At 69.7% G+C, this 24075-nt stretch carries 22 protein-coding genes; 8 read left to right on the top strand and 14 right to left on the bottom strand.

The genetic code is table 11. The features are described 5' to 3' along the window. The 3 genes from ABZV44_RS11875 to ABZV44_RS11865 form a co-directional block, all read right to left on the bottom strand. A partial coding sequence (locus tag ABZV44_RS11875; RefSeq protein ID WP_354834952.1) for a hypothetical protein occupies window positions 1-275 on the bottom strand: 275 nt, incomplete at its 3' end. Between the two features lie 279 nt (window positions 276-554). Beyond that, the gene (locus ABZV44_RS11870; protein WP_354834950.1) at window positions 555-1505 is read right to left on the bottom strand and encodes a LysR substrate-binding domain-containing protein; all 951 of its coding nucleotides are present in this window, start codon (window positions 1503-1505) and stop codon (window positions 555-557) included. Window positions 1506-1585: 80 nt separating this feature from the next. Further along, on the bottom strand, window positions 1586-3094 hold the full coding sequence (locus ABZV44_RS11865; protein WP_354834948.1) for an FAD-dependent oxidoreductase: 1509 nt from the start codon (window positions 3092-3094) through the stop codon (window positions 1586-1588). 166 nt (window positions 3095-3260) lie between these two features. Here ABZV44_RS11865 and ABZV44_RS11860 point away from each other — a divergent pair, with 166 nt between their 5' ends. The 5 genes from ABZV44_RS11860 (at window position 3261) to xylB (ending at window position 10381) form a co-directional block, all read left to right on the top strand. Beyond that, window positions 3261-5651 carry a PEP-utilizing enzyme gene (locus ABZV44_RS11860; RefSeq protein ID WP_354834946.1) on the top strand — a complete coding sequence of 797 codons (2391 nt, stop codon included), beginning with the start codon at window positions 3261-3263 and terminating at the stop codon, window positions 5649-5651. Between the two features lie 169 nt (window positions 5652-5820). Next, a complete protein-coding gene (locus ABZV44_RS11855) occupies window positions 5821-6735 on the top strand; it encodes a tyrosine-protein phosphatase (RefSeq protein ID WP_354834944.1) in 915 nt (304 codons plus the stop codon). A 121-nt stretch (window positions 6736-6856) separates the two neighbouring features. After that, on the top strand, window positions 6857-7861 hold the full coding sequence (locus ABZV44_RS11850; RefSeq protein ID WP_354834942.1) for a glycoside hydrolase family 172 protein: 1005 nt from the start codon (window positions 6857-6859) through the stop codon (window positions 7859-7861). 103 nt (window positions 7862-7964) lie between these two features. After that, window positions 7965-8975 carry a zinc-dependent alcohol dehydrogenase family protein gene (locus tag ABZV44_RS11845; RefSeq protein WP_354834940.1) on the top strand — a complete coding sequence of 337 codons (1011 nt, stop codon included), beginning with the start codon at window positions 7965-7967 and terminating at the stop codon, window positions 8973-8975. Window positions 8976-8992: 17 nt separating this feature from the next. Beyond that, window positions 8993-10381 carry a xylulokinase gene (gene xylB, locus ABZV44_RS11840; RefSeq protein WP_354834938.1) on the top strand — a complete coding sequence of 463 codons (1389 nt, stop codon included), beginning with the start codon at window positions 8993-8995 and terminating at the stop codon, window positions 10379-10381. Here the strand turns inward: xylB and ABZV44_RS11835 are convergent. After that, the gene (locus ABZV44_RS11835) at window positions 10372-10542 is read right to left on the bottom strand and encodes a ribbon-helix-helix domain-containing protein (RefSeq protein WP_354834936.1); all 171 of its coding nucleotides are present in this window, start codon (window positions 10540-10542) and stop codon (window positions 10372-10374) included. The two genes, xylB and ABZV44_RS11835, sit on opposite strands and share 10 nt — an antisense overlap. Window positions 10543-10710: 168 nt before the next feature. On the opposite strand from ABZV44_RS11835, the gene ABZV44_RS11830 reads away from it, so the two are divergent. Next, window positions 10711-11226 (top strand): OsmC family protein, encoded by a 516-nt coding sequence (locus tag ABZV44_RS11830; RefSeq protein ID WP_354834934.1) that lies wholly within the window; start codon window positions 10711-10713, stop codon window positions 11224-11226. A 30-nt stretch (window positions 11227-11256) separates the two neighbouring features. After that, on the top strand, window positions 11257-12564 hold the full coding sequence (locus tag ABZV44_RS11825; protein WP_354834932.1) for a bifunctional o-acetylhomoserine/o-acetylserine sulfhydrylase: 1308 nt from the start codon (window positions 11257-11259) through the stop codon (window positions 12562-12564). 3 nt (window positions 12565-12567) lie between these two features. Here the strand turns inward: ABZV44_RS11825 and ABZV44_RS11820 are convergent, their stop codons facing one another. The 4 genes from ABZV44_RS11820 to ABZV44_RS11805 form a co-directional block, all read right to left on the bottom strand. Next, entirely contained in the window at window positions 12568-13227 is a 660-nt protein-coding gene (locus tag ABZV44_RS11820; protein WP_354834930.1) for a TMEM175 family protein, read from the bottom strand. 34 nt (window positions 13228-13261) lie between these two features. Further along, entirely contained in the window at window positions 13262-14737 is a 1476-nt protein-coding gene (locus tag ABZV44_RS11815; protein ID WP_354834928.1) for an FGGY-family carbohydrate kinase, read from the bottom strand. Between the two features lies 1 nt (window position 14738). Then, entirely contained in the window at window positions 14739-16157 is a 1419-nt protein-coding gene (locus tag ABZV44_RS11810) for an L-fucose/L-arabinose isomerase family protein (RefSeq protein WP_354834926.1), read from the bottom strand. Window positions 16158-16268: 111 nt separating this feature from the next. Next, the gene (locus ABZV44_RS11805; protein WP_354834924.1) at window positions 16269-17108 is read right to left on the bottom strand and encodes a glycosyl hydrolase family 32; all 840 of its coding nucleotides are present in this window, start codon (window positions 17106-17108) and stop codon (window positions 16269-16271) included. Window positions 17109-17162: 54 nt separating this feature from the next. On the opposite strand from ABZV44_RS11805, the gene ABZV44_RS11800 reads away from it, so the two are divergent. Then, a complete protein-coding gene (locus ABZV44_RS11800) occupies window positions 17163-18254 on the top strand; it encodes a winged helix DNA-binding domain-containing protein (protein WP_354834922.1) in 1092 nt (363 codons plus the stop codon). 32 nt (window positions 18255-18286) lie between these two features. Here ABZV44_RS11800 and ABZV44_RS11795 read toward each other — a convergent pair whose 3' ends face one another. The 6 genes from ABZV44_RS11795 to ABZV44_RS11770 all read right to left on the bottom strand — a co-directional run bounded on the left by ABZV44_RS11795 (window position 18287) and on the right by ABZV44_RS11770 (window position 24040). Continuing rightward, window positions 18287-19030: a succinate dehydrogenase/fumarate reductase iron-sulfur subunit gene (locus tag ABZV44_RS11795; protein ID WP_354834920.1), complete on the bottom strand. Its 744-nt coding sequence runs from the start codon at window positions 19028-19030 to the stop codon at window positions 18287-18289. 14 nt (window positions 19031-19044) lie between these two features. Next, a complete protein-coding gene (locus ABZV44_RS11790; RefSeq protein ID WP_354834918.1) occupies window positions 19045-20979 on the bottom strand; it encodes a fumarate reductase/succinate dehydrogenase flavoprotein subunit in 1935 nt (644 codons plus the stop codon). Window positions 20980-20981: 2 nt separating this feature from the next. Next, window positions 20982-21662 (bottom strand): succinate dehydrogenase cytochrome b subunit, encoded by a 681-nt coding sequence (locus tag ABZV44_RS11785; protein ID WP_354834916.1) that lies wholly within the window; start codon window positions 21660-21662, stop codon window positions 20982-20984. Between the two features lie 203 nt (window positions 21663-21865). Continuing rightward, on the bottom strand, window positions 21866-22294 hold the full coding sequence (locus tag ABZV44_RS11780; protein ID WP_354834914.1) for a calmodulin: 429 nt from the start codon (window positions 22292-22294) through the stop codon (window positions 21866-21868). Window positions 22295-22363: 69 nt separating this feature from the next. Continuing rightward, entirely contained in the window at window positions 22364-23395 is a 1032-nt protein-coding gene (locus tag ABZV44_RS11775; protein WP_354834912.1) for a MauE/DoxX family redox-associated membrane protein, read from the bottom strand. A 249-nt stretch (window positions 23396-23644) separates the two neighbouring features. Next, window positions 23645-24040: a phage tail protein gene (locus ABZV44_RS11770; RefSeq protein ID WP_354834910.1), complete on the bottom strand. Its 396-nt coding sequence runs from the start codon at window positions 24038-24040 to the stop codon at window positions 23645-23647. Between the last annotated feature and the right edge of the window lie 35 nt (window positions 24041-24075).

Here is a 24075-nt window from a genome sequence, read left to right as displayed (position 1 = left end):
GGCTCGCTCGGCCGGTCCGGCTCTGTCGGCTGCTCCGGCTCGGTCGGCTGCTCCGGCTCGCTCGGCCGCTCCGGCTCGGTCGGCTGCTCCGGCTCGGTCGGCTGCTCCGGCTCGCTCGGCTGCTCCGGCTCGCTCGGCTGCTCCGGCTCGGTCGGCCGCTCGGGCCCGGCCGCAAGCTGAGATATCGGCGGCTGGGGTTCGGTCGCTTCGCCGCGCCCGGTTACCGCGTCGCGGGCGCCCCCGTGCTCGTCACCCTGCTGTTCGTCCGCCGTCATGCCCTCGAGTCTGGTCGCCCGACGATGGCCATACAGCAGCGACACGCGCGGGCACGGGCGCCGGCACCGCCCGGACAACGGGGGCTCAGTCCGTCGTCCGGCGGTGCTGGCTATCCGAGATCGCCTCACCGGGTAGATGAGGCAGTCGCGAGCCTTGGGCGGGCTCGCCGGTGGACGCCGCAACCTCCGCGTTGACCGCCCACGCGGAAACACATTAGGGCGCAGGGGAACCCGTGTGAAACAGCTATTTCCCAGCCATTGACAAGCACCGGTTGTCAATCACAGATGCTGCGGCAGGGTGCAGTCGTCGAGATCGGGTTGTTCCAGGCGCGCGACCAGGTCGGGGTTGGCGTCGCGAACGCGGCGCGCGATGTCCACGAACGAGCGCACCAGCGGCGTCTCGTGGTCGACGCGCCAGCCGACCGTCACCTGGTTGTGCGGAGCGTCCGCGACCGGCAGCACCCGGACCCGGGGAAAGGGCATCCACCGCGCCGACGCCACCGTCAGCACGACGCCGACCCCGACCGAGACCTTGTGCAGCTCCTCGAGCAGCGAACTCGACCGGGACACCACCGGCGCGGGCCGCCCGTCGCGGTGATCGTGCAACTCCCAGAAGGCATTCCACTCCGGATCGGTGGTGGCCGCCCCGAGTAGCGGCTCGTCGAGCAGGTCCCGCACCCGAACCTCGGGCAGTTCCGCCAGCCGGTGCGCGGCGGGCACCAGCGCCACCAGCGGCTCGGCGAACAGGGGCTCGAAGCGGATTCCGGCCGCGCAGAACGGGAGTCGCACGAAGGCCACGTCGACGGTCCCGCTCTCCAGTCCGGCCGCGGGCTCCCCGTAGGTGAACTGCCGCATGTCGACCGTCACCCCGGGATGCTGTGCACGGAAGGCCGCGAGGATCGGCTCGGTGAGGGTGAGCGCGGCGCCCTCCAGATAGCCGAGCACCAGCCGATCCGACTCCCGCCGCTGCGCCACCCGCGCCCCCTCGACCGCCATTTCCAGTGTGGTCAAAGCACTTCGGACACCTTCGAGGAGGGCCGCCCCCGCCTCGGTGAGTTCGACGCTGCGGGTGGTCCGCGTGAACAGCACCAGATCCAGCGCCTTCTCCAGCTGCCGGATCTGCGCGCTCAGCCCCTGCTGCGCCACATGCAACCGCTGCGCGGCGCGCGTGAAGCTCAGCTCCTCCGCCACCGCAACGAAATACCGCAGCTGCCGCATGTGAATTTCCATAGCGGGCGAGTCTAGAACCTGTTCTCGGCCGCAAAGGCGTCATCGCCCACCACAACTCACCCCAGGCGGCAGGCGATCGGCTATGCGCGGCGGGCGGCCGCGGTGCCCGCGCGGCGGCCGAAGAAGGTGCCGTCGCCCAGGGATGTCCCGGAGATATAGCCGAAGCCGTGCAGGCCGTTGGCGGCCCGGCCCGCGGCGTAGAGGCCCGGGATGGGGCGGCCGTCGAGGTCGAGGACGTGGCCGTCCAGGTCGGTGTGGAGGCCGCCGAGGGTGAAGACGGACGCGCCGGTGCCACGCCGGTCACCGGCCTCCGACGGCGGGCGCACGCCGGCCTTGACGTCGATGGCGGCGAACGGCGGGGTCAGTTCGCGCAGCCAGCGGGGCGACTTGTGGTGGTCGAGATCGGTTCCCTGCCGGGCGAATTCGTTGTAGCGGGTGATGGCCGCGGTCAGCGAGCCCGCCGGCAGGCCGGTCAGCTCTTCCAGTTCGGCGGGGGTCTCGGCGACGTGGGTGGGCCGCACGCCCCAGCGCTGCGGCTCGGGGACGTCCTCGAAGCCGTCCTCGTCGACGACGACCCAGACCGCGGTGTCGTCGCCCGCCCAGCTGCCGCCCATGTTCTGGCGGTAGAGCGCGTGCTGGCCGATGCGGCCGGGGTAGGTGTCCTCGTTGATGAAGCGGCGGCCGAGGGCATTGACCACCAGGCCACGCGCGGCCAGCCCGGGAATGAGGGACATGCCGACCTGACCGGCGGACATGTGGCGCACGGCCGCGCCGAGGGCCTGGGCCATGCGGATGCCGGAACCGTCGTCGGTGCCCGCGCTGACCTTGGTGTGGCCCAGCAGTTGCGGCGCGTGGGCGGCGAGCATGTCGTCGTTGTCGACGAAACCGCCGGTGGTGAGCACGATGCCGCGCCGGGCGCGGATGGTGATCTCCTTGCCGTACCGCCGCGCGACGGCTCCGGCCACGACACCGTCGCCGTCCACGATCAGGGTGCCGACGTGGGTGTCGAACAGTGCGGTGGCGCCGGCGGATTCGGCCGCGCCGGCCAGGCACTCCATCAGCAGCTTGCCTCCGAAGTCATTGGCGGTGGGCCGGTGCCCGCGCGGGGCCGGGTACGCCGATTCGGTGAAGGGCCAGCTGTTCTCGCCCAGCCACATGAGCCCGTCGTCGGTGGGCGGCACCCAGGTGGGGGCGTCCCACATGGTCGGCTTGAACGGCACGCCGCGGTCGACCAGCCAGTGGAAGTGCTCGACGCTGCCCGCGCAGTACTCGTCGATCTTGGCCGCGTCCGCGCCCGCGCCGAGGGCCGCCTTCAGGAAGGCCGCCATCGCCTCGGGGGTGTCGTCGTAGCCGCAGGCCACCTGGATCGGGGTGCCGCCGCCCAGATAGATCTCGCCGCCCGACATCGCCGACGCACCGCCCGGACCGCCGGACCGGTCCACCACCAGCACCCGGGCGCCCGCGTAGGCCGCCTCGTAGGCCGCCGAGGCGCCCGCCGCGCCGTACCCGACGACCAGCACATCGGTCTCGATGTCGTAGTGGCTCACCTCGCCGGCCGCCCGCGGCGTGACCGGATTCCGCACTGTCATGCCTCGACGGTGCCCGCTCCGACCGCCGTCACTTAGCGCCCCATCTTGCTGAGCGATTCACCGATCCCGTTGACCGGGACTGTGACCGGTCACCACCCGTTGCACTGGGGATGGTGTGTGAACGGCGTCACTGTGGTTGGGGATGCCTGCACGAGGAGGAGAGTCAATGCGGATTCTGGTCACCGGTGTCACCGAGCCGAGCGGCCGTGCCGTGGCGCGCATGCTGCTGGCGGCCGGCCACGAGGTGGTCGGCCTGGACCGGCAGCGGCACCGCTACGTGGACCCGCGGGTCGAGGTGATCGTCGGCGATCTGTCCGATGCCCAGGTCTGCGCGCGGGCCGTGGCCGGGGTGGACGCGATCGTGCACCTGGCGGGTCCGGCGGTGGCGGCAATCGCCCAGGCGGCCAAGGATTCCGGTGCGCGCCTCGTGGTTCCCGTTGCGGCGGGCGGCGATTCGAGTGTCGAGAAGATTGTGGCCGGCTCCGGCGCGGACGCGCTCATCGTGCGCACCGCGCTGGTGGCCGGCCGGCGCATCGACCGCGGCAGCTGGCGCGCGCTGGAGAGCCTGACCGGCGGCGGCAAGGGCAGCATCCAGGTGCTGCACTACGACGACCTGGAGCGCTTCCTGGTGCTGGCGGCGCTGTCGCAGCGCGGCGGCGTGGTCGAGCTGGCCGCGCCCGGCAATGTGTCGAGCGCCGAGGTGAAGCGCATCCTCGCCGATGCGGGCGTGAAATACGGTGCGTGGCTGCCGAAGTCGTCGGCGTCGCAGACCCCGGTGGACGCGAGCGCCGCCCGCGAGGACTGGGGCTTCCGCTACGGCTGGACCGCCACCGAGGTGATCGCCGACGTGGCGCGCGCGCTGCACGGCCGCAAGAGCGGCGGCTCCGGCATCCGCGCTCGCCGCGGCGCGATTCCGCTGCCCACCCACGTGGTGCCCCAGAACGCCCCGACCTCCGACGGCCACGCGCTGAAATCGGCTGCGCCCGAAGGCCTGCAGGGCGAGTTCGACGACATGGTCGACGACCGCATCCCGGTCTACACCGCCACCAACACCTCCGAGGCGCTGCCCGGCCCGCTCACCCCGCTGACCATCGATCTGCAGGCGGGCGCCATCCGGCTCGGCAACGAGGCCATGGGCCACATGATCGCCATCGAGGGAATCGCGCTGGAGCACTGGGTGTCCCGCGTGACCAGCGTGCTCGGCCACAGCGTGTACATCAACGCCTCCATCGGCGTCTTCTCCGCGCAGAACATGCCCGGCTGGGACGAGGAGAGCGTGCGCCGCGACGTCTACGGCACCATCGGCGATGTCGAACTGCACCCCAAGGGCCGCCCGGCCATGCCGACCGGCCTGGCCGCCCGGGCCGGCACCTTCAAGGCCATGGGCCGGGTCGCCGCCACCGCGCTCGGCTACAGCAAGACCGCCGAGCACATCAATGCCGTCTCGCACGCGGAAGCGCTGACCCGCGACCAGATCTCGGAGCTCACCGACGAGCAGCTGCACGCCCGCGCCCTGCTCTGGCGCGACCGCCTCAACCAGGCGTGGCAGGCGGCCTCCATCGGAGTCATGATGACCGGCGCGGCCACCGCCGCCCACAAGGGCGAGGTCAAGATCGACCTGAACCGCCTGGAGTCGGCCAAGACCATGCTGGCCGTGGAGCGGCTGGCGGCCCTGTGCCGCAAGGACGCCGGACTGCAGGCGCTGGCCAAGACCGGTGACGTGGCGGCCGCCCGCGAGAAGTCGCCGGAGTTCTCGCAGGCCCTCGACCAGGAGCTGGCCCGGATCGGCCACCGCGGCCCGGGCGAGTGCGAACTCATCAACGCCACCTTCGGCGACCGCCCCGAGCTGCTGGTCACCGCCGCCGGGCGGGCCGCGGAAATGCCCGCGCCGCACCGCGAACCGGTGCCGGAGCCGACCAGCCGCACCGCCAAGATGGCCGTCGGCGCGACCGTCTACCGCGAACGCGCCCGCGACGCCGTCGTGCGGGTCACCAACTGCCTGCGGCTGGCCACCCAGGAGCGGGCCGCGCGCCTGGTGCACGCGGGCAAGCTCACCGCGATCGAGGATTCGGCGTTCCTGAACCTCGACGAAATCCTCTGGGCCCCGGCCGATCTGCAGGAGCGGGTGGCGCGCCGCCGCGCCGAGCGCACCCGCTTCCAGGCCATCCGGATGCCCGATGTGGTCAACGGCCCGTGGGAGCCGGAGGAGGTCTCCGGCGCGATCGCGGTCGGCGACACCATCTCCGGCCTGGGCGTGAGCCCGGGCGTGGTGGAGGGCACCGTCAAGCGCGTGCTGACCCTCGACGACGACATCGAGCCGGGCGACATCCTGGTAGCCGCGGTGACCGACACCGGCCACACCGCCATGTTCGGCTACGCGGGTGCGGTGGTCACCGATATCGGCGGCTCGGCCTCGCACGCCGCCATCGTGGCCCGCGAGTTCGGCGTCCCCTGCGTCGTCGACACCAAGACCGCCAGCACGGCGCTCCAGGACGGCCAGCGCGTCCGGGTCGACGGCGCCGCCGGAACCATCACGCTGCTGGCCGACGCGGAATAGCTCGGCCGGCAACCGCACCGTGCCTCGGGCGCGCTCCCGCGCTCGCGCCCGAGGCCGGTCGGTCATGCCCCGACCCGTGGGCCCGCGCCGTATCCGGCAGGCGGGCCCGCGTCAGAAGCCCGGACCGGGACACCCCACCACCCGGTCCGTGACCGAAAGGAACCCCCTAGTGACGATCTCGCGCGCCGTACGCGGCACACTCACCGGTGTAGCCGCCGCGCTCATCGCCCTCACCCCGATCGCCGTCACCCCGGCGCTGGCGGCGCCCGTCCCGGTGCTACAGACACCCAAGGGCGCGTCACTGGACCTGCCGTCCGCGCCGAACGCCCGGGACCTGAGCGGCATCCCGACCCAGGGCGGCGGGGGCAAGGTCAAGGACGGTTCGGTCTTCCGCTCCGACGCGCTGAACAAGCTGAGCGACGCCGAGCAGCAGCAGCTGGTGTCGGCGGGCATCGTCGAGATCATCGACTTCCGCAGCCCGACCGAGCGCGGCCAGAACCCGGACAAGCTGCCGGCCTCGATCCCGGAGAAGTCGCTGCCGGTCTACGACCCGAACAACGACTTCTACCTGTTCTTCGCCAAGGCCGTGCAGGGCGGCCCGGCCGTGCAGCAGCAGCTGCTCGGTGACGGCAAGGGCCATCAGTACATGGTCGACTACTACAAGTGGATGGTCACCGACCCGACCGCGCGCTCGCAGTTCAGCGCCGCGGTCAAGGAGATCGCCAACGCCAACGGCCCGGTGCTGTTCCACTGCACGGCCGGTAAGGACCGCACCGGCTGGATGTCGGCCATCCTGCTGAGCGCCCTGGGCGCGCCGAAGGGCCAGATCTACAACAACTACCTGGCGTCCAACGACAACCTGGCCGCGTCGAACAAGGCCACGCTGGACGGCCTGGTCGCCAAGGGCCTGGTCACCGATCCGTCGCTGTTCGAGCCGGTGCTCGGCGTGGACCGCGACTACCTGGACGCCTCCTTCGACGCGGTCCAGCAGAGCTTCGGCTCCTTCGACAACTTCCTGTCGCAGGGCCTGGGCGTCGACGACGCGACCGTCGCCGCGCTGAAGTCCAAGCTGGTCGGTAAGTAATCAGTTCCGGAATGCCGGCGCCGTGGGCCCGGGGAGGCGGCGGCCATGGGACGGCGTCGGCATTCGCATGTCCGCCGCATGTCCGCTTCACATTCGTGATCGACATGCGAAAATTCGCATGGTGCACGATATCTGGCAGCTGGACGGGCGGCGCACCCGCTCGGTGAGCGCGGAGAACCCCACTGGCGAGGCCGGCGGGGGCGGGCGCGCCATCTCCGGAACCGGTGCCTTCGCGGCCGCGGGGCTGGGACGCGGGTGGAAGGTGTCGCCGTCCATCGATCTGCCGCCCGGCGAAACCGCCACGCTCGCCGACCTTTCCGGCCCCGGCGTGATCCGGCACCTGTGGCTCACCACCGATCGCGCGCTGCTGCGCGACTTCACCCTCCAGATGTATTGGGACGGTTCGCCCGAACCGGGCGTCGCGGTGCCGCTGGGCGACTTCTTCTGCAACGGCTGGGATCAGCTGGCGCTGATCAATTCCGCCATGGTGGTGGTCGCACCCGCCGGCGGGCTGAACAGCTACTGGCCCATGCCCTTCCACACTCACGCGCTCATCACCCTGCACAACGGGTCCGAGCGGGCCGCGCCGGTGTACTACCAGATCACCTATCTGGAGGAGGAGTTACCCGGCGCCGCCGGGTATCTGCACGCCCGGTGGCGCTGCTCCGATCCGCTGGGCATCCCGGCAGAGCATCCGATCGTCGAGATCGACGGCGGTCCCGGACGGTATGCCGGGACGTATCTGGCCGTGCAGCCGCGGGCGGCGGGCTGGTGGGGCGAGGGTGAGCTGAAGTTCTATCTCGACGACGACACCGAATTCCCCACCCTGTGCGGGACCGGCACCGAGGACTATTTCGGCGGGGCCTGGAATTTCGACCTCGACGGCGCTTATCGACCCTACTCGACCCCCTATCTGGGCATGCCGCAGGTGTTGCCGCCGCATCGAATCTACGAACCGCACCAGCGATTCGGCATGTACCGCTGGCACATTCCCGACCCGATCTGTTTCGACCACGGCCTGCGCGCCACCGTGCAGGCGCTGGGCTGGCGCGCGGACGGCCACTACCTACCGCTGGACCAGGCGCATGTGGCCTCCACCGCCTTCTGGTATCACGCCCTCCCCTGATCCCCCGCGTGTCCCCGTAACGATTGCGGGAAAACAGAAAGATTGCGATTGCTATTGCGTAAAACGCGTCGAACGGGTGGCACGCGGGTGCATGGTTATTGCTATGCGCGCCTTGGTGGTCGAGAAGCCCGGACAGTTCTCGGTCGAATCCGTGCCGGATCCTACTCCGGGCACCGGTGAGGTAGTGATCCGGGTGGATGCGGTCGGGATATGCGGTACCGATATCCATATCGTGGAGGGCGAATTCCCGCCCACGCCCTATCCGATCGTGCCGGGCCACGAATTCGCCGGCGAGGTGGTGGCGCTCGGCGCGGACGCCGCCGGGGTGCGGGCCGGTGACCGGGTGGCGGTGGATCCCTCGCTGTTCTGCGGGCGCTGCCACTACTGCGCGATCGGGCGCGGCAATCTCTGCGAGAACTGGGGCGCCATCGGCGACACCGTGGACGGCGCCATGGCCGAGTACGTGAAAGTGCCCGCCGCCAACTGTTATCGGCTGCCCGGGCATGTACCGCCCGCGCACGGCGCACTGGTGGAACCACTCTCGTGCGCGGTGCACGGATTCGATGTGCTGCCACGGCGACTCGGGTCGCACTACCTGATCTACGGCGCGGGCACCATGGGACTGCTCATGCTGCAGCTGGCCATCGCGGCGGGCGCGGCGTCGGTGTCGATGGTGGACACCAATGCCGATCGGCTGGCCACCGCGCGCACGCTGGGCGCGGACGCGGCCACCGTGTCCGCCGAGGACATGGACCGGCCCGAGGGCTGGGAGATCGTGATCGATTGCAGCGGAACGGTGGCCGCGGTCGAGGACGGACTGTCCAGGGTGCGCCGCGGCGGCACCTATCAGCAGTTCGGGGTGGCGCCGGCGGCGGCGCGGGCGAGCATCTCGCCGTTCCGCGTCTACAACGACGAGATCACCATCGTCGGCTCCATGGCCGTGCTGCACAGTTTCGGACGGGCCGTGGACCTGCTCGGTGAGGGCGTCATCGACGCCGACACCGTGATCACCCACGACTTCGCACTCGACGAATTCGGCGATGCCCTGCGGACCTTCCGCGCGGGCACCGGACGCAAGATCCAGCTGCATCCCGGACGGGCGGCGGCACGATAGAGGGTGGTGGCTGGCCAATGACGGTCGTTGCCGGGGTGGACTCGTCCACTCAGTCCTGCAAGATCGTGGTGTGCGATGCCGATACCGGAACGATATTGCGGCACCGCCAGATTCCGCACTACGACGGGACCGAGGTGCCGCCGCTCATGTGGTGGGAGGCGCTGCGGGCAGCGTGTGATCACATGATGCGCGATGTGGAGGCCATCGCGGTGGCCGGGCAGCAGCACGGGCTGGTGGCGCTGGACGCGGCCGGGCATCCGGTGCGGGATGCGTTGCTGTGGAACGACACCCGGTCCGCGGAGGCGGCGACACAGCTGGTGGACGAGCTGGGCGGGCCGCAGGCGTGGGCGGACGCGGTGGGGAGTGTGCCGCTGGCCGCGCACACGGTGGCCAAGCTGCGCTGGTTCGCCGATCACGAACCCGAGCTGGCCGACCGGACGGTCCGGGTCCTGCTGCCGCACGACTATCTGACCTGGCAGCTGCGCGGCGGTGATCCGGCCACCGAGCCGACCACCGATCGGGGCGACGCCTCCGGCACCGGGTACTGGTCACCGGCCGCGGGCGCCTACCGGCCGGATCTGCTGGCGCTGGCCTTCCGCGGCCGCAGTCCCGCGCTGCCGCGGGTGCTGGCGCCCGCCGAGATCGCCGGGCACACGCCGGGCGGGCGGCTGGTGGCGGCCGGTACCGGCGACAATGCCGCCGCCGCACTGGGTTTGGGCATCGGGGAGGGGGATGTGGTGGTCTCGCTCGGGACCAGCGGCACCGTCTTCACCCGCGCCGCGCACCCCAGCGCCGATCCTTCCGGCGCGGTGAACGGGTTCGCCGACGCCACCGGGGCGTTCCTGCCGCTGGTGTGCACGCTCAATGCCGCCCGGGTGCTGGACGCGACGGCGATGCTGCTGGGCATCGACGTGTCCGGCCTGGAGGTGCTGGCCGCGCAATCGCCCGCGGGCGCGGACGGTCTCACCCTGCTCCCCTATCTCGCGGGTGAGCGGACCCCTAATCTGCCGTACGCCACCGGCAGCCTGCACGGCCTGCGCCCGCACACCATGCGTCCGCACCATCTGGCCCGGGCCGCCATCGAGGGCATGCTCTGCAATATCGCCGAGGCCCTGGACCGCCTGCCGACGGTGCCGCATCGAATCCTGCTGATCGGCGGGGCATCCCGGTCCCGCCTCATCGCACACGCCGCCGCCACCATCTTCGGCCGCACCGTCACGGTGCCCAATCCGAGCGAATACGTCGCGCTCGGCGCGGCCCGCCAGGCCGCCTGGGCCCTGCGCGGCGGTCCCCGCCCACCCCGCTGGCCGACCCCCGCGGGCACCGAATTCCATGCTCTGGCAGTGGGGATCGGCGCCGCTATTCGCCAGCGCTACACCGAGATACGCGACACCTACTACCCGTAGACGACCGGACCGTCGGACAGATAGTCGTCCCAGGTCTTATGCCGGGTGATGTAGGTCCGGATGGCGTCCCGGGCGATGTCGTGTTTCGACCGCCCCTCCATCGCCGCCTGCGCACTCAGCGCAGCTTCTTCGTCCTCGCTGAGCCGCAAAGTCCATGCCACCGCGAATTCATACCACCCCGGCGCAACCCTGTCTGCCGAACGGTTGACCAGTTGGCAACCATCACATGTCCGGCGGGTAGCTCCGAGGCCGTGCGACGAGCCGCGATTGCGCTCACGGCGAGCGTAACCATCGTCGACACCGGTGGCCGGGTCGTAGCTTCACGCGGTATGACAACCGAGCTGAGCACTCCGTTGAACGATATCGTCGAGGCGACCGGCCGGGCCGTGGCCGCGGATCCCGCACAGGCCACGGTGGTGTTCCGGGCCGCGGGGACACCGGAGGGCACCGTCGGGAGCGCGATTGCCCTGGGGCGGTACACGGTTCGGGTGGACGAGCCGCCGGCACTCGGCGGTGCGGGATCCGCGCCGAATCCCGTCGAGGTGTATCTGGCCTCGCTGATCGCCTGCCAGGTGGTGACGTATCGGTTCTGGGCGCAGCGGCTCGGCGTGGCGATCGAGGAGCTGGCCGTCGACGCCGAGGGCGATCTCGATGTGCGCGGCTTCTTCGGACTCGACGACACGGTCCGCCCCGGATTCCAGGCGGTGCGGGTGACCGTGCGGATCAGCGGACCCGAGTCCGCCGAGCGCTACGCCGAATTGCAGCGGGCGGTCGACGAGCACTGCCCCGTCCTGGATCTCACCACGGGCCGGACCCCGGTCGAGACCACCCTCGTCACCCAGTAGGAACACGTCCCCAACCCACCGGAGGCCCCGATGACCGCATCCGCTCTGCCCGAAGACCCCACCGCCGCCTGGAGTTTCGAGACCAAGCAAGTCCACGTGGGGCAGACGCCCGACGGCGCGACCGGCGCCCGCGCGCTGCCGATCTACCAGACCACCTCCTACGTCTTCCGCGACACCGATCACGCCGCCGCGCTGTTCGGGCTCGCCGAGCCGGGAAACATCTACACCCGCATCATGAATCCCACCCAGGACGCGGTGGAGCAGCGCATCGCTGCGCTGGAGGGCGGTGTGGCCGCGTTGCTGCTGGCCTCGGGTCAGGCGGCGGAGACCTTCGCGATCCTGAACCTCGCGGGGGCCGGGGATCACATCGTGTCCAGCCCGCGGCTGTACGGCGGCACCTATAACCTGTTCCGGTACACCCTGCCGCGCCTGGGCATCGAGGTGAGCTTCGTCGAGGATCCGGACGACCTCGACCAGTGGCGGGCGGCAATCCGCCCGAACACCAAGGCTTTCTACGGGGAGACGGTGTCCAACCCGCAGAACCATATTCTCGACATTCCCGGCATCGCGGAGGTCGCGCACGGTTCCGGGGTCCCGCTCATCGTCGACAACACCGTCGCCACCCCGTATCTCATCCAGCCACTCGCCCACGGCGCGGACATCGTCGTGCACTCGGCGACGAAGTACCTGGGCGGGCACGGCGCGGCCATCGCGGGCGTGATCGTCGACGGCGGCGCCTTCGATTGGCGCAGTGGACGTTTCCCCGGATTCACCGAGCCCGACCCGAGCTACCACGGTGTGATCTACGCCGATCTCGGCGCACCCGCCTACGCGCTCAAGGCGCGGGTGCAGCTGCTCCGTGATCTGGGCTCGGCCATCTCGCCGTTCAACGCCTTCCTCATCAGCCAGGGCCTGGAGACCCTCAGCCTGCGCCTCGAACGACACGTCGCCAATGCCCGGGCGGTGGCCGAATTCCTCACCGAGCGACCCGAGGTCACGGCCGTCTCCTATGCGGGCCTGCCGTCGTCACCGTGGTACGAACGCGGAAAGCAGCTGGCCCCCAAGGGCGTCGGCGCCATCATCGGCTTCGAGCTGGCCGGCGGGGTCGACGCGGGCAAGCGCTTCGTCGAAGCCCTCACCCTGCACAGCCACGTCGCCAATATCGGCGACGTCCGCTCCCTCGTCATCCACCCCGCCTCCACCACCCACTCCCAGCTGACCCCCGAGGAGCAGCTCGCGGCGGGCGTCACCCCCGGCCTGGTCCGCCTGGCCGTGGGAATCGAGGGCATCGACGACATCCTCGCCGACCTGCGCGCCGGATTCGCCGCCGCGCAGTAGCCCTCAGAAACGATCGAACGGGCGAATCGGCGGGGAGACAGCCGAATTCACCTGGAGGGCGATGATCAGCCCGATGCTCAGGTAGGTGCTGATCGGGCAGAGGACCACCGCCGCCGCATACAGCAGTTGCACGATGCCGATGCGGCGGCGGATGGCCGTCAGGTCCCCGGGTCCGGTGTGCTCGGCGAGCAGACCGGCGCGACGTGCGTAGCGGAGCGCGGCGAGCTGGACCAGGCCCAGATACAGCAGGTCCGCCCAGTACACCAGCAGGGCCAGGCGGGACTGGGGGAAGGCGGCCAGCAGCGCGGTGACGAAGGGCACCAGGCAGATTCCGAACAGGAACATGAGGTGGATCCAGGTCAGCGAGCGGTCCGCCCGGTCCATGAGATTGAGCTGGGTCTGCTGGCCGATCCAGAACATACCCAGGGTGAGGAAACCCAGCAGGCAGATGAGGAACTGCGGGCCCACGTGGGTGAGCGCATGCCAGACCGGTTGCTCGTCGGAGACCGCGCCCGCACTCCACAGCGAGCGCTCGTGCCACGCCTCGCCCGCGGGCACGTGCAGATCCAGCACCAGCAATGTCATTGCCACAGCGAAGATTCCGTCGCTGAGCGCCCCGAGGCGGCCGAGGTCCTGCGCCGCGATGCGGTGATATCGAGTCATCCACCTGCCCTTCCCCGCCGGACCCTAGCGGATGTCACGGGGCGGCGCGGTGTTGCTCCCGGGCGAGGAAGTGCGCAGTGGCTCTCGTTGCGTCGTAAAGGGATCGGTAGTGGCGGTAGTACGGGGCGTAGTGGGCGGTGACCGACGGGTCGGGTTCGACCGTGGTGATGATCGGGTTCCAGGCGGCCGTGTCCAGGCCCAGGGATTCGGCGGCGAGCAGGGCGTCGCCCAGGGCCGCACCGACCGTGTCGGCCGGAAGCTGCTGGGGCAGGCCGGTGATGTCGGAGACGATGCGGGTCCACAGCCCGCCCTTGGTGCCGCCGCCCACGGCCACCAGCCGGGTGGCGGGAGCCCCCGCGACGGCCATGGCCTCGAGGTTGTGCCGCACGCCGTAGCCGATGCCCTCGAGGACCGCGCGGTAGAGGTCGGCGCGCTGGTGGGTGACGGTGAGACCGGCGATCACGCCGCGGGCATCCGGATCGAACAAGGGCGTGCGTTCGCCCGCGAAGTAGGGCAGCACCAGCAGCCCGCGGCTGCCGGGCGGAACGTGGGCGGCCTCGTCGACGAGTTCGGAGAAATCGCTGCCGGTAAGGGTGCGCAGCCAGTCGGTGATCGCACCGGAGGTGGCCATGCCGGCAGCGGAAGTGTAAGTGCCGGGCCAGGTTCCGCAGGTGGTCCACAGGCCGGGCTGGGGGCGGGGGTCGGTCAGCACCTGGGTGAGGAACATGGTGGTGCCGTACATGATCATGCAGTCGCCGGGGGCGCGGACGCCGACACCGGCGGCCTCGGCCCACGCGTCGATGGTGCCGGTGGTGACCGGCAGCCCGGCGGGCAGGCCGGTGGCCGCGGCGGCCTCGGCGGTGACCCGCCCGACTATCTCGGTGGGCCAGGCCAATTCGGGTAGTCGCAGGCCGGGTGCGACGGATTCGGCCCAGTCCACGGCCCAGTCGCGGGCCATCAGGTCGTACATGGGCACGCACTGGCTGGCGGATTGATGGTCCAGGACGTAGCGGCCGGTGAGGCGATGGACCAGAAACGAGCTCGCCATCAACAGCATCCGGGTGGCCCGCCACACCTGCCGCTCGTGGCGGATGAGCCAGCGCAGCTTCGGCCCGACCGCCTGACTGGTGAGCGGCGAGCCGCAGCGCTCCAGCACGGTCTGCGCACCCAATTCCGCGTTCAGTTCCTCGATTTCGTCGCCGGCGCGGGTGTCGACCCCGTAGAGGATGGCGGGCCGCAGCGGACGGCCGGCAGCGTCGGCGGGCAGCAGGCACGGCCCGATGCCGCTCACCGCGAGCCCCTCGAGGGGTTCGCCGTCGGCGGCCGCCACCAGTTCGCGGGCGATGGCCGCGAAGTCGGCCCACCACACCGTCTCCGCGTCGTGCTCCACCCAGCCCGGGCGCGGCGTCGAAACCCGGTGCGGTCGTTCAGCTCTCATCGCGACCGTGCCCGCGTGGTCGACCAGGACGCCCTTGGATCCGGAGGTGCCGATATCGATGCCGAGGAACATGTCAGCTCGCCCGGCTGAATTCGTCGAGCGTGACATCGAGCAGTTCGCAGGCCGCGCGGACGGTAGCGCGCTGGTCGCCCGGCACGGCGTGAATGTGATTGGCGCCGAAGCGGGACAGGAAGTCCCCGGCATCGGCGTCCAGGCGGGCGAAGGCGTGAGGCCACTCCCAGGTGGACTGTTTCATCAGCGATTCGTTGGTGGCCGGGTCGTAGGTCTCGAACTCGCCGAGCATCAGCTGCATGCGGTAGGCGCCGTCGCGGCGGGTGAGCCGGGCCAGCGTCATCTGCCCGGGCGCGGCCAGGTGATGCACCGACGCCCCGCCGGCCGGGAAGAAGAACACCTCCGGATACAGGTGCACCCGGGCCAGGTTCTCGGCCGGATCGTCGCTGCGCGCCGCGTACCAGGTGGCGTGCTGGCCGGAATTGCACAGATCCCAGATGTCGCGGTCGGCGTGATAGTGCCGGACATCGGCGAAGAGCACCGGCGTGCCCGCGATCTGCTTGAGCAGCTGCATGGTGAGCGCCCCGTCCATATCCGCCTCGGTGGCGCACACGTGGGGCTGTTTGGGCCCGTTCCAGTCGTAGGGGTCGTTGAGGAACGCCTCGGTGATGTCCATGGTGGCGAAGTACTGGGTGAGCTCCGGCTGTCCCTTGATGCCGGAGAAGTCCAGCCGCCATTCCGCGATCAGATCCCGCATGGCCAGGTACGAGCGCAGCTGCCGTTCCAGCAGCTCCGGGGTCAGCTTGCCGCCGTCGTAGTGGACCCCGGCGGTATTGCGCTCCAGCCATTCTCGCGCCGCCCGGGCCTCACCGGCGTCGGCGAGTTCGGCGCGGCGGACGATCTCCCACTGGTCGATCTCCTCGACATCGATGCCGAACAGCCGCTGCCACTGATCGGTATTGGCGACCGCGGTGTTCATGCCCATGGGCCGCCCGCCGATGCGCCCGAAGGTGCTGCCCCGCAGGCCGGCCACCGCCGCCGCACCGCGAGCCTGGTCCCCGATGGCCGCGATCAGGTCCGGATCGGCGGGATCGCCCCACAGCCGTGCGTGCGCGCGGCCGATCTGATCCAGCGCGCCGCCCGCGGCCAGCATGCCCACCATGCCCGGCTGCACCGGGTCGATATTGGACAGCAGCAACAGCGGCCCGCGCAGTGCGCCCGCGGCCAGCATGGTGAAGTGCGGGAACGCCCACACCGCGTAGTGCAGCACGGTCAGGTCCACCCCGGCCGCCTCCACCTGCCGGGCCACCCGCACCGCCTGGTCGTTGCCGCCGATGGGTTGCACACCGCGAATCACGATGTGCCCGGCCGCGGTCAGCTCGGTGACGAGCCGGTCCTCCGCGGTCCGGATGAATCCGACGATGCCGCCGTGCACATAGTCACGGCCGTCGGAAAGACTGATCACGCCGATTCGGGCCATACTGCCTGCCTCCCCGCACTGGGTGGACTCTCGACTCCGTTCAGAATTCCAGGTCAGGCCGCACGCCGCGCCCGAAATCGGATTTTCGGGGTGAACGCGGGCCTGGCTGTCTCAGCGTGGGAAGTGCAAGCGGGCCAGCGCGACTCCGCCCTGCGCCCAGCCCGCGTGGGTGATCCAGAGGACGTCCTCGTGGGTGATCACCTCGGCCGCGTGGGCGGGCACCTGCCCCACGCGGCCGGACGCGTCGAAGTGAAAAGGGTTGTCGCCGCAGAAGATCTCGGTGCCGACGTAGCCGGGGCGCGGACCGATCAGCAGATACCAGGCACCGTCGTGGCGTAGTACGAACGGCGATTCGGTATTGCCCGCGCCGGTTCCGGTCTTCGGGTCGGTGTAGGCGATGCGGCGCTCGCTCCAGTGCAGCAGGTCCGGGCTGGTGCGGTAGGCGACGACGTGGTTGCCGCCGGTGGGGGCGCTGGTCGCGCAGTAGTACATGACCCACTGCCCGGCCACCCGCAGCACCATGGGGTCGCGGGCGTCGTAGCCGTCGCGGAAGACCGGGCCGCCCGGATGCCGGGTCCAGTGGAACAGGTCGGTGGAGGTGGCCAGGCCCATACCCGTTGCGGTGCGGTCGGTTCCGCCGCCGTCGTAGAACATGAAGTAGGTGTCGCCGTCGCGCACCACGAAGGGGGCCCACAGGTGGGTCTCGCCGCGCTCGCGGTCCACCGTGAGCGCGGCGGCACGCTTGGTCCACGGGCCGTGCGGGTCGTCGGCGGTGGCGTGCGCGAACTCGGTCTCGTCGAAGGGGTCGGCGGGCTCGGGATGGGTGATGCCGAACAGGTGCCAGCGCCCGCCGACGTCCTGGACCAGGGTGTGATCGTTGATGTACCAGCACTGATCCGGCTCGCTGGGGTCGTAGATGTGCCGGAACTCCCCCGCTGTCACCGTGCCCATACCCGTCCTCCATATAGGACCTGACCTGTCCTACTTCCGTTCGACAATGGACCCATGCCGGAACTCTCGCTGCGAACCCTAAACCGCACGCTGCTACTGCGTCAGAAGTTGAACGAACGGGTCGCCTTGCCCGCCGCCGAGCTGGTCCGGCATCTGATCGCGGTGCAGGCGCAGGAACCGAACTGGCCGTATGTGGGGCTGTGGTCGCGCCTCACCGATTTCCGCCATGAGAATCTGACCACGCTGCTGCGTGATCGAACCGTGGTGCGCGCCACCACGATTCGCCGGACCGTCCACCTGACGGACGCCCAGGATTACCGCTGGCTGTATCCGACGGTCCGACCGGCGATCGAGCCCACGCTCCGCTCGGTCCACCTCCGGGATGCGGTCGAGGGGCTCGATATCACCGAATTCGCCTCGGCCGGAACAGAATTGCTGACCGGCACCACTATTTCCCGCCGCGACCTCGGCAAGCGGCTGTCCGAACGCTTCCCGGGCCGTGAACCGCGCGCCCTGGTCCACGCGCTCGGCGTCATCCACCCGCTGGTGCACGATCCCGCCGCGGGTGTGTGGGGCGCGTGGCGCGGCCGCTCGGTCTCGGTATCGCCGGCGGAGGAGGCGATCGGCGTGCCCCTGGCCGACGGCCCGCGCCCGGAAACCCTCGTCCGCCGCTATCTGGCCGCCTACGGCCCGGCCACCGCCGCCGACATCCAGGAGTTCGCGGGCGTCACCCGCCTGGCAGCGGTGATCGCTCGCCTGCGCCCGGAACTGCGTGTCCTGCACGATGACTCGGGCCGCGAACTCTTCGACCTCCCGGACGCCCCGATCGCCGACGCCGAACTCCCCGCCCCCGTCCGCTTCCTCCCCGCCTTCGACAATGCGTGCCTCGGCCACCGCGACCGCAGCCGCATCATCAGCGACGCCGACCGCTCCCGCATCGCCAAGATCGCCTCGGGCGGCGTGCCCATGTATCTCGTCGACGGATTCGTCCACGGCCGTTGGGATCTGGAGGGCTCCACGATTCGGATCACGCCCTGGCATCCCCTCACCCGTGCCACCGAGGCCGCTGTCCGCGACGAGGCCGAACGCCTGCTCCCGCTCGTCGCACTCGGCGAAGAAGGCAAGATCATGATCGAGACGCGCTGATCGGATCTTTCTCCCGCGTGGCCGCGTCGGGGTCAGCGGGCCTTTCTCGCAGCGCGGAGGAAGTCCTTGTTCAGACGTCCGATGACGTCCTGCGGGATTTCCTTCGGACAGGCGAGCGTGCATTCGCCGGTGTTGGTGCAGCCGCCGAAGCCCGCATCGTCGTGGGCTTCGAGCATGCCGACGACGCGGGAGTGGCGCTCCGGCTGTCCCTGCGGCAGGAGGCCGAGGTGGGTGACTTTGGCGGCGGTGAAGAGCATGGCCGAACCATTGGGGCAGGCGGCCACGCATGCGCCGCAGCCGATGCATTCGGCAGCCTGGAAGGCCAGGTCGGCGTCGGGTTTCGGGACCGGGATCGAGTGCGCCTCGGGTGCGGCGCCGGTCGGCGCGGTGATGTAGCCGCCCGCCCGGATGATCCGGTCGAAGGCCGAGCGGTCGACCATCAGGTCCTTGATGACCGGAAAAGCCTTGGCCCGCCACGGTTCCACGGTGATCGTGTCGCCGTCGGAGAACTTTCGCATGTGGAGCTGGCAGGTGGTGGTGGCCTGCTCCGGACCGTGCGGAGTGCCGTCGATGACGAGTGAGCACGCGCCGCAGATGCCCTCGCGGCAGTCGTGGTCGAAGGCGATGGGCTCCTCGCCGGCGCCGGTGAGCCGTTCGTTGAGGACGTCGAGCATTTCCAGGAACGACGCGTCGGGCGAGACCTCCACGCCGTAGTCGACCATCCCGCCCTTGTCGTGGGAGTTACGCTGCCGCCAGATACGCAGGGTGAGTTTCATTCTCGATTCCGCTCTTACTTGTAGGACCGCGTGCTGGGCTGGACGTACTCGTAGCTCAGCGCTTCCCGGTGCAGCGTCGGTGGCTCGTCCTGGTTCCATTCCCACGCGGCGACATAGGAGAAGTTCTCGTCGTCGCGGCGCGCCTCACCGTCCTCGGTCTGCGACTCGGCCCGGAAGTGGCCGCCCGCGGATTCGGTGCGGTGCAGGGCGTCGACGACCATGAGTTCGGCCAGTTCGAGGAAGTCGGCCACCCGGCCCGCGCGCTCCAGCGACTGGTTGAGGTCATCCCCGGAGCCCGGCACGTTGACGCGCTGCCAGAACTCCGCGCGCAGTGCGGGAATCAGCGCCAGCGCCTTGCGCAGTCCCGCCTCGGTCCGTTCCATGCCGCAGTACTCCCACATGAGGTGGCCGAGCTCGCGGTGGAAGGAGTCGACGGTGCGGTCGCCCCGGATGGACAGGAGTCTGTCGATCATCGCGGTGACCCGGGCCTCGGCGGCCGCGATCGCGGCGGCCGGCACCTCCCCGACCGGACCGCGGGCGAGATAGTCGCCGAGGGTGGCCGGCAGGACGAAATACCCGTCGGCCAGGCCCTGCATGAGCGCGGAGGCCCCGAGCCGGTTGGCGCCGTGGTCGGAGAAATTGGCCTCCCCGATCACGAACAGTCCCGGAACGGTGGATTGCAGGTCGTAGTCCACCCACAGCCCGCCCATGGTGTAGTGCACGGCGGGGTAGATGCGCATGGGCATCTCGTACGGGTTCTCGCCCGTGATCCGCTCGTACATCGTGAAGAGGTTGCCGTACTTGGCTTTCACCGCATCGGCGCCGAGCCGCCCGATGGCGTCGGCGAAATCGAGATAGACGCCGAGCCCGCCCGGCCCTACTCCACGCCCCTCGTCGCAGACGTTCTTGGCCGCGCGGGAGGCGATGTCGCGCGGCACCAGATTGCCGAACGCCGGATAGATGCGTTCCAGGTAGTAGTCGCGCTCGTGCTCGGGCACATCGCCGGGCTTGCGTTGGTCCCCAACGTTTTTGGGCACCCACACCCGGCCGTCGTTGCGCAGTGACTCCGACATGAGCGTCAGCTTCGACTGGTGCTCGCCCGAGACCGGGATGCAGGTCGGATGAATCTGTGTGAAGCAGGGGTTGGCGAAGTACGCGCCGTGCTTGTGCGCCCGCCACGACGCCGTGACATTCGAGCCCATGGCATTGGTCGACAGGAAGTAGACGTTGCCGTACCCGCCGGAGGCCAGCACCACGGCGTCGGCCGTGTAGGAACGGATCGCGCCGGTGACCAGGTCGCGCACGACCACGCCCCGCGCCACCCCGTCCACCATGATCAGGTCGAGCATCTCGTGCCGCGCATGCAGTTCCACGGTGCCCGCGTCGACCTGCCGCAGCAGCGCCTGATACGCGCCCAGCAGCAGCTGCTGCCCCGTCTGCCCGCGGGCGTAGAAGGTGCGCGAGACCTGCGCGCCGCCGAACGACCGATTGTCGAGCAGGCCGCCGTACTCCCGCGCGAACGGAACACCCTGCGCCACACACTGATCGATGATCTGCGTCGAGATCTCCGCCAGCCGGTGCACATTCGACTCGCGCGACCGGTAGTCACCGCCCTTGACCGTGTCGTAGAACAGCCGGTGCACGCTGTCACCGTCATTGCGGTAATTCTTGGCGGCATTGATCCCGCCCTGCGCGGCGATCGAGTGCGCCCGACGCGGCGAATCCTGGAAACAGAACTGGATCACGCGATAGCCCTGCTCCCCCAGCGTGGCCCCCGCCGAGCCGCCGGCCAGCCCGGTGCCGATGACGATGACCGTCTTCTTGCGCTTGTTCGCCGGATTGACCAGCTTGGCCTCGAACTTGCGGGTGGTCCAGCGCTCGGCGATCGGCCCGCCCGGCGCTCTGGTGTCGGAGATCGGCTCGCCGATGCGGAAAAGACTGTCATTCATGGCTATTTCACCCATCCGAAGGAGACAGCGACCGGGACGGCCAGGAAACCGGCGACCAGCAGGATCGAGACGGCGGCCGCGAGCAGGTCGTAGCCACGAGCGCCGGCCAGACCCAGGGTCCTGGCGGCACTGCGAATGCCGTGCCGCAGGTGCAGACCCACCATGACCACGGCGACAACGTAGAAGAGCGTGACGTACCAGTGGGACGGCGCGAAGTCGGCGACCAGCTTCTCGTACGGAGTCGCGTTGCGGCCCACAGGATTCACCGCGCCGAAGGTCAGATCCAGCAGATGCCAGACGAGATACAGCGCGATGATCACCCCGCCCCACCGCATGGTGTGAACGGCATAACCCTGCGCATGCGACTTCTTCTTCGCCGCGTACCCGACCGGCCTGGCGCGCCGCGCCGTACGCGCAAGCGAGACCGCCGACCACATGTGCAGAATCACGCTCACCGCGAGCACGACCTCCACAGCCGACAACAACCCCCGCCGAGGCACCGCCGGCTCCCCAACCGTCCGCAACCACTCCGCATAGTGATTGAAATCCGACGCCCCCAGGAACACTTTGAGATTCCCGGCCATGTGCGCGATGAGGAACAGCACCAGAATGCCCCCGGTCACCGCCATCACGGCCTTCTTGCCCACCGTCGTCCGGTAGAGCTCAGGTATTACGACAGCCACCAGCGGAAACTACGTCCGCTCCGCGCCCCCGGTCCAAGTCCCCGACGCTCTGGTCTCCATGACCCTGGCCTATCCATCGAGCTGCAACCGGAATTACTACTCCAAGTAGTGATTGCGGCCCGTGAACGATGTCACACGGAGACCGAACCAGCGAACCCCGGCCGAAAGCGCTCGGCCGGGGTCCGCCGCCGATGGCGTCGCGATCAGCGGATCTCTCGGGTGAGTCGGGACGACCACGGACACCAGAAGCAACCCGGCAGGAAAGCGCCGCAAGCCTCGTCCAGGTTTTCCTCGACATAGGAGATAGCCGAGTCACAGACCTCGATCGCCACAGTGAAGAAGCTGATCGTGTCCGGGTCGAGGTGGAAGCTCCAACCCGGGTTGTAGTCGGCCACCCGCTTCCTGATACGTCCCATGACGTGGATCGACATCTGCTCCTCGCCGGACAGGATCCGACGTGCTTCCGCGATGCGTTGCGGGTCATTGAGCCGGATGATGAATTCCTTGCCGGAGTAATCGGTGAATGCGAAGTCCGCCATGACATCTCCCTGCCAGAAGTAGTGGATGGGATTCGTACGCGGTTCTGCATCGATGCACTCAGCATCGTATCGGCGCGAGAGCGCTGTGTACACGAAATTCTCTGTGCGACAATCGATTTGGACTTCCAGCCGGTTTCCGGCGGTGGTAACCGGACCGACGGGTCAGTTCTGGCCCTGGTTAGCGGCGTGGTGGCCGTTGCTTCGAGAGGAAAGCTGGGCTCGGATCGATCTCCCGGCGAATATCAACTCACGGATCGCGATAGCGCCCCGCGCAACGGGCGCGGCGACCCGGCCCTCGGCGTCGATCAGCACCGCCGACGGTGTACCGCGGACGCGATATCGCAGCGCCGCCTCGTTGCCCTGCTGCACCAGCGACGGGATCTCGCCCAGACCCTGTTCGGCGCCCCACACGGCCTGCTCATCGGCATCGCCGTTGCCGACGACGACCATGGTCATGGCCGTGCGCGCCCGCCACCGCGGCAGCTCACGCGCCAGCGCGGCGCACATCTCACAGCCCGGGTGCACGAACACCAGCAGCACTGCCCGGCCCCCCGAGAGCAGGTCCGCGAGGTTCGTGCGGGCACCCGCGAGGTCGAGCAACTCGAACTCCGGGGCGACCGAGCCGACCGGCAGGCCCTCGGCACCCAGCGTCGAGAGCGCCTGCTCGTCCAGCCTGCGCCGCAGCACGCCGACCTGGCCGACCAGCCACGCCAGGACACCGCACAGCAGCGCACCGAGCGCGAGCCCGGTCGCGGCATCCGCAGCCAGTCCGGCGGGCACCGAGGAACGAGCCAACCCGCCCCACACGACCGACGCCGCGAGCACCATCAGCACTCCGTTGCGCACGATGCTGCGCGGGCCGATCGGCGTCGTACTCGCCGCGCCGAAGCATGAGCACGAGGGGCGCTTGCCGCGCCGCAACAAGCCGGCCATGACCACCGTGAAGACCGTCAGCAGGAGCAGCGCGCCGACCGCCGCCGCGACGGCCGTCCACGGCAGGATGACGCCGACCGCCAACACCGCCTCGGCGACCGGCAGCCCCCACGCCATGGCGGGCACCCACCGCACCGGCACCTCGAACTCCCCCACCGCCTGCCGCGTACCGGCGCGATCGGCCAGTTTCCCCCAGGCCGACAACCCGAACACCACGGCGAGCGCCAATCGCGTAACCCACACCCCGTATTCGATCAGCATGGGCCGCACCCTCCCACATCAGCGATTATTCGAATAAAGAATCGCCGGAAGAGTATTCGAGGTGTTGCGAAGGCCTGTCGGACACGTCATCGCCGGGCCGCGACGACAAGTGCGGCACCTGCACGCCGATGCCCCGGGTGGCCCGAGACCCCAGCGCGGCGGCCTCGTGGAAGTCGAGACCGCCGGCTGGGATCCGATCGTCGAGTTCGTGACCGTGCACAGCTCATGCGGCGGTAGGTGCGCCGCGGGCTAGAACTGCTCGATTTTCATCCTGTCGCAGGAGAGAGTGACGGTCTCATTCGCCGGCCCGGCGTTGCCGGCCTCGAGCGAGGGAACGTTCCACGAGCGAGTCCAGGCATTTATCAGACTGATCGCCAGCACGGGCTCCCCATGGCTGTCCAGCTCGGTGATCGTGATGGTCGCTCTCGCGCCGTGGGGGTCCTTGAGCGACTGCCGGATCCAGCGGTCGAATACCTCGCTCTTGTCCGGGCTCCGGGTGATGGTCACCTCACGCTGCTCGGCCTCCGGCTGGTGGTCATCTCGTCCATCGCCGAGACCTGACACCACGCGACGCGCCTGCTCCATGAAGAACCTGTCCAGATCGATACGGAACATTCCCGTGCTGATCTTGTCCTGGGTTTGCATGTCGACCTCCTGAATTCGTAACCGGTTGGTTTCTC

This window comes from Nocardia sp. NPDC004860 (assembly GCF_040609015.1).
Lineage (GTDB): Bacteria > Actinomycetota > Actinomycetes > Mycobacteriales > Mycobacteriaceae > Nocardia.
This window is presented reverse-complemented; position numbering and strand designations above follow the sequence as displayed.